At 32.4% G+C, this 2412-nt stretch carries 4 protein-coding genes; 3 read left to right on the top strand and 1 reads right to left on the bottom strand.

The genetic code is table 11. From position 1 onward, the window contains the following. The first annotated feature begins 85 nt into the window (after window positions 1-85). Window positions 86-646, top strand: coding sequence for a GDYXXLXY domain-containing protein (locus E1171_RS02775; RefSeq protein WP_155203857.1), 561 nt, complete (start codon window positions 86-88; stop codon window positions 644-646). A gap of 122 nt (window positions 647-768) precedes the next feature. Here the strand turns inward: E1171_RS02775 and E1171_RS02770 are convergent, their stop codons facing one another. Beyond that, the gene (locus E1171_RS02770) at window positions 769-1161 is read right to left on the bottom strand and encodes a response regulator (RefSeq protein WP_155203855.1); all 393 of its coding nucleotides are present in this window, start codon (window positions 1159-1161) and stop codon (window positions 769-771) included. 468 nt (window positions 1162-1629) lie between these two features. Between E1171_RS02770 and E1171_RS02765 the strand changes: the two genes are divergently transcribed. After that, window positions 1630-2022 (top strand): VOC family protein, encoded by a 393-nt coding sequence (locus E1171_RS02765; protein WP_155203853.1) that lies wholly within the window; start codon window positions 1630-1632, stop codon window positions 2020-2022. A 113-nt stretch (window positions 2023-2135) separates the two neighbouring features. After that, window positions 2136-2412: CHAD domain-containing protein (locus E1171_RS02760; RefSeq protein ID WP_187696208.1), on the top strand; the 277-nt coding region annotated here is incomplete at its 3' end.

Below are 2412 nucleotides of genomic sequence, written 5' to 3'. Positions count from 1 at the left end.
TTTGAAAGCTACATCGTCACAGCAATCATATTTATGATTAGTGGCTTACTATTATTACTTATAAATCAACTTTGGAAAAAACGGTATGAGGTATAAAATATGGATTTGGGGAATACTTCTTTTTCAATTTGTTATCCTTTTGGCATTTACTGCAAGGTCATTATTACCTTGGTTAAATGGAAGAACAGTAACATTGCAGGTAAAACCAATGGATCCACGGGATATATTCAGACATAATTACATGCTATTGAATTATGATCTAAATCAATTTCAATTAGATAGTATTCCGAATGACCTTTCTAAAGAAGAAACCTATCACTATGGAGATGTTCTTTACATTGAATTATGCCAGGAAGAAAAGTACTCAAGGCCTTGTAAAATTTGGAAAAAGCTACCGGCAAACTCAAATATGGTTTTCATAAAAGGAATAGTGCAAAAGGAATTCCGCTATAATGTAGAAGACCCCTACGAACTACTACTTGTTAATTATGGAATAGAATCCTATTACACTCAAAATTCCACTATAAGAAGAATTGAAAGAAATTATAGGCCACCTGAGGACACTCTCAATGTAAGCATATTGATTGACTCCTATGGAAATGCTCGGATAAAAGAAATTAATCCACTTAAAAAAAGGAAAAATTAAAAAAAAGAAGAGTGGAGAGTAATGAATCATGTATGAATTGACTTAAAAGGAAACAGCATTAAAATTACTGAAAGCAAGTCAATTCTCACCTATTAATAAACCAGAATTTAGGGAGAAAGAAATTAATCCAGAACGGGAATTGAAGGTCTAATTAGAAGGCGATTGATTTTTAAAAGTAATTCAACCGGATTAAAAGGACTTTCTAGGAAATCATCTACAAAATAGATCTCACTTATATCAAGTTCCATTTTCCTAATTTGGGAAGAAATCATAATTAATGGAATAGAAGCATATCGTTTAGAGCTCCTTAAGTAATCCACCATTTCAAGTCCATTAACCTCCAGCAAATCGGAATTTATTATTATTAAATCAGGGAGGTTCTTCCCCTTGGAAAGGTATCTAAGGGCTTCTCCCCCATTTTTTAATGTATGCACGTCAAAAAACTTTCCCAGGTAAAATTCAAGAAGTTTTAAGACGGTAAAGTCCTGGTCTGCAATTAGTAGTCTTTTTTTCATCAAGAGTAAATTAAACAGGGTCAACCATCACCAAGATTACCAAAAGCATACCAACTTCAATTATAGTTTAAAAAAAGCCTTCAGAATCAATTAATAAAGCTTTTTCATTACATAGCTTAGATTAAAATTCCCAAAAAAGGAATTTCCTCTCCCAAATTGAGAATAGAAAAAATTTCTCCCCGATGAAAGGGATATATCTGACAATGAGGAATCCCCCCCACAATTTCCAATCTTGGGGGTGAAGCAGCAGCGCATGTGTATTCTTCTAAATGAACCTCTAATCTTCCCAACAGTTCATTCCTCCTCATAATAAGAAAAGCAGTAAAATCGCTTCACTTCTGCATTCGCCAAACCTTTTGCCCTCCAGTTAGAATTATCTGGATTCATTCATATTTCAAAAATGTTTAATAAGAAAAGAATTAAACATCCGTAAAAAAATTTTATTGGAATAGAATAAAATGAATAAGTATGAAAAATAATTCACCAAGACTTTCAAAAGAAACTGACAAGATCACTACCAGTGCTCTTGATCACATAGCACTCCATGTTCATGATTTGGAACGTTCGGTAAAATGGTACGAAAAATATGTGGGACTAAAACCACAAAATGAAAAAAGACAACCTAATTCCCCAGAGTTTCTATTTCCTGAGAATCAAAAATCAGGAGTTGCCCTTATGCCATCGAAGGAAATTTACATTGATCATTTTGCTTTTGGAGTCAACAAAAATAATTTCGAAAAGGCTATTCTTCTATTAGAAAAAGAGAATATTCCCTTTAAAAGAATGGACCACGGAACTGCAGAATCCATATATTTCAAAGACCCGGATGGATTTACGGTAGAGTTATGCTTTCGAAAGTAAATATTACCCATATTTTAAACCCTTTCTACCAGAGAAAACAAAGGAGAGAAAAAGTAACATCATAGAAGATGAGGATTTTAAAAAACTATCCTAATCATCCTGAAAGGAAACTTATGAAAAAAAACTTATTAAAATATTATCAACTACAAAACCAGAAATTACAAGAAAACCTAACCAAGGTAAAAGAAAATTTTGATGAGGAGGCTTTGCATGATCTCAGAGTATCTATTAAAAAAATAAAGGCTCTTTATGAATTAATGGACTGCCTTTTAGAGAAAGAATATTTCATTTCCAAAAAATTCCTTCCCTATAAAAATTTATTTAAAGCCGCAGGTAAATTAAGGGACATTCATGTCCAACAAGGACTAATTAGGAAAAGGGTAAAAAAAA

This window comes from Xanthovirga aplysinae, assembly GCF_009711365.1.
GTDB classification, from domain to species: Bacteria; Bacteroidota; Bacteroidia; order Cytophagales; family Cyclobacteriaceae; genus Xanthovirga; species Xanthovirga aplysinae.
The sequence above is the reverse complement of the archived record's forward strand: the minus strand, read 5'-3'. Positions and strand labels throughout refer to the sequence as shown.